Source organism: Halomonas sp. 141 (assembly GCF_002810305.1).
GTDB classification, from domain to species: Bacteria; Pseudomonadota; Gammaproteobacteria; order Pseudomonadales; family Halomonadaceae; genus Vreelandella; species Vreelandella stevensii.
The window spans coordinates 1-2,340 of the sequence record NZ_PINZ01000091.1 but is presented as its reverse complement, the minus strand read 5'-3'; the positions used below and the strand labels follow the sequence as shown (position 1 = coordinate 2,340).

Annotated in this window: 1 protein-coding gene; it reads left to right on the top strand. The window is 58.7% G+C overall.

What is annotated here, in order from left to right; translation table 11 throughout:
• Positions 1-855 precede the first annotated feature (855 nt).
• On the top strand, positions 856-2,127 hold the full coding sequence (gene ltrA, locus CWI66_RS17380; RefSeq protein WP_062376020.1) for a group II intron reverse transcriptase/maturase: 1,272 nt from the start codon (positions 856-858) through the stop codon (positions 2,125-2,127).
• Positions 2,128-2,340: the final 213 nt, after the last annotated feature.

Here is a 2,340-nt window from a genome sequence, read left to right as displayed (position 1 = left end):
TGACGTCGCTCATCGGAATAGCGAGGCATACAGATCTCCAAACGCCCCTGAATATTTAAGAGAGTGTAACAAGGGACGCGACATCAATCCTGACAGAGGGGGGCCGTCGAGCTCAACGCGTATAGATCCGTTGCAGGTCGGAATCCAGGGAGATATGCTTTCACCCATAGCGATGGTCCTCTTGAATCAGATTCTTGGCGGAATGCACTGATTTTTATAGAGAATACCATCCGCGTGCGCCAGGCAAAGCTTGGTCATCTGGGAGCAGGCCAGGGCCTGCAGAAAGGGTGAGTTGAACCCCAGTGGGTGAAATTCCCACCCGGCCAAGGGTAGCCGCCAGCCGGTAGCGAGTCTTGCGCAGCGTCGGGCAACCGCCGCTGTGAAGCGTAGACAGCAAGTGAGTAGGCCGTGTCATTGAGCCCCGAAATTTTCACCACGCGATCGCCGACGCCCTGCGGATAGCGGAAGGCAACACGAGTTCACTGAAAAGGCTTGGTGAACGAAGGTCGCCGGGGTCATTAGAGCAGGGCATGTTCACACAGGGGGTTCCCAGGAACCTGGGAGGCCCATTTCCCTCCTCCGATCTAACGCTATCAGGTACGGGAGCCACCTGCCCCCAAGCTCCCTGGCCCAGCACTGCAGTGACTGGCGGTGATGGGAGCGAAACAACAGCCACTCAGGAGGTACGGTACGGCGAGTGTAGCGAGCCGGCCAGATGGGGTAATGGGAGTCGGAGCCACTCATAGTACTGATGAAATCGGGGAACCAGCTCGATGGGACCCGGTGGAGGGAAGGAGTGGTCAACCATCAGAACCGTACGAGGGAAACATGATAGGTGCTCAGGAACCTGAAGTCATGTCCACGAAACAAGTGCGGATAGCATCGCTGGCAGAGCGTTTTCCGCAGCGTGCCTTCACGTCACTGTCGCATCATATCGACGCCCAGTGGCTGAAAACGGCCTACCTCATGACGCGCCATGACGGTGCGGTCGGGATTGATGGCCAGACGGCGGACGACTTCGCGCGCGGCTTCGAGATCAATATCCAGCGCTTGCTGGAAGAGGCCAAGAGCGGGTGTTACCGGGCGCCGCCGGTGCGGCGTGTCCATATCCCCAAAGGGGATGGGCGTACCACACGGCCGATCGGCATTCCCACCTTTGAAGACAAGGTCCTGCAACGTGCCGTGGTGTCCCTACTGGAGCCTCTCTACGAGCATGACTTCCTGGATTGTTCGTACGGCTTTCGGCCGGGGCGCTCGGCACACCAGGCCATCAAGACGGTGTGGGACGGCCTGTCGTCGATGGGAGGTGGCTGGGTCATCGACCTGGACATCAAGGCCTTCTTCGACACGATCGACCACCGGCACCTGCGAGCGTTTCTGCAGCAACGAGTGAAGGACGGTGTGATCCTTCGCCTGATCGGCAAGTGGCTCAAGGCCGGAGTACTGGAGGCTGGGCAGTGGCAGAAGGGAGTAGTCGGCAGCCCACAGGGCGGGGTCATTTCCCCATTGCTGGCGAACCTCTATCTCCACTATGTACTGGACGAGTGGTTTGAGAAAGACGTCAAGCCACGCCTGCGAGGACGCGCATTTGAGGTACGTTTCGCCGACGATGCCGTGCTCGCATTCAGCAGTGAAGCTGACGCCCGCAAGGTGCTGGAAGTACTGCCCAAGCGCTTCGCGCGCTTCGGCCTCACCCTGCACCCGACCAAGACCCGCCTGGTGAGGTTCCGCCCGTATCGTGAGCAGCGTGCCGAAACCTTCGACTTTCTGGGCTTCACCCACTACTGGGGGAAGTCACGCCGCGGGCTCTTGGTTATCAAGCGCAAGACGGCGAAGGATAGGTTTCGGCGTGGGCTCAAGCACATCTCACAGTGGTGCCGGTGGAATCGTCACCTGCCGATCCGGGAACAGCATGAGAAGTTGAGTCGTAAGATCCAAGGTCACGTTGCCTACTACGGTATTCGCGGCAATATGCGATCCATACAGACGTTTCGCCATCGGGTGAAGTGGTGCTGGATCAAATGGCTGAGCCGGCGATCCCAGAAGGCAAGGATTGTGTGGCGGAATGCGCTTCAACTCTTTAAGTTACTGCCGTTTCCCAAGGCGAGGATCGTTCACCCATGCTGATCCTTCAGCGAAACTGATGGTTGAAGAGCCGGATGCGTTAATTGCGCACGTCCGGATCTGTGGGGGGCCGGGTCGAGCAATCGCTCGGTCTACCCGACTATCTTCGTTTTCAGGCCTGCCTCATGAATAAGCCGGGATAACGCCCGCCATCACCGGTGACAAAGCCGTAGCGAAGCGAAGGGTTTGGCATCCGGTGCATGGCTTGGTTATGTT

Excerpts from the sequence above, each read along its gene's own strand:
- ltrA (WP_062376020.1), top strand. The coding sequence starts at position 856 with ATGTCCACGAAACAAGTGCGGATAGCATCGCTGGCAGAGCGTTTTCCG.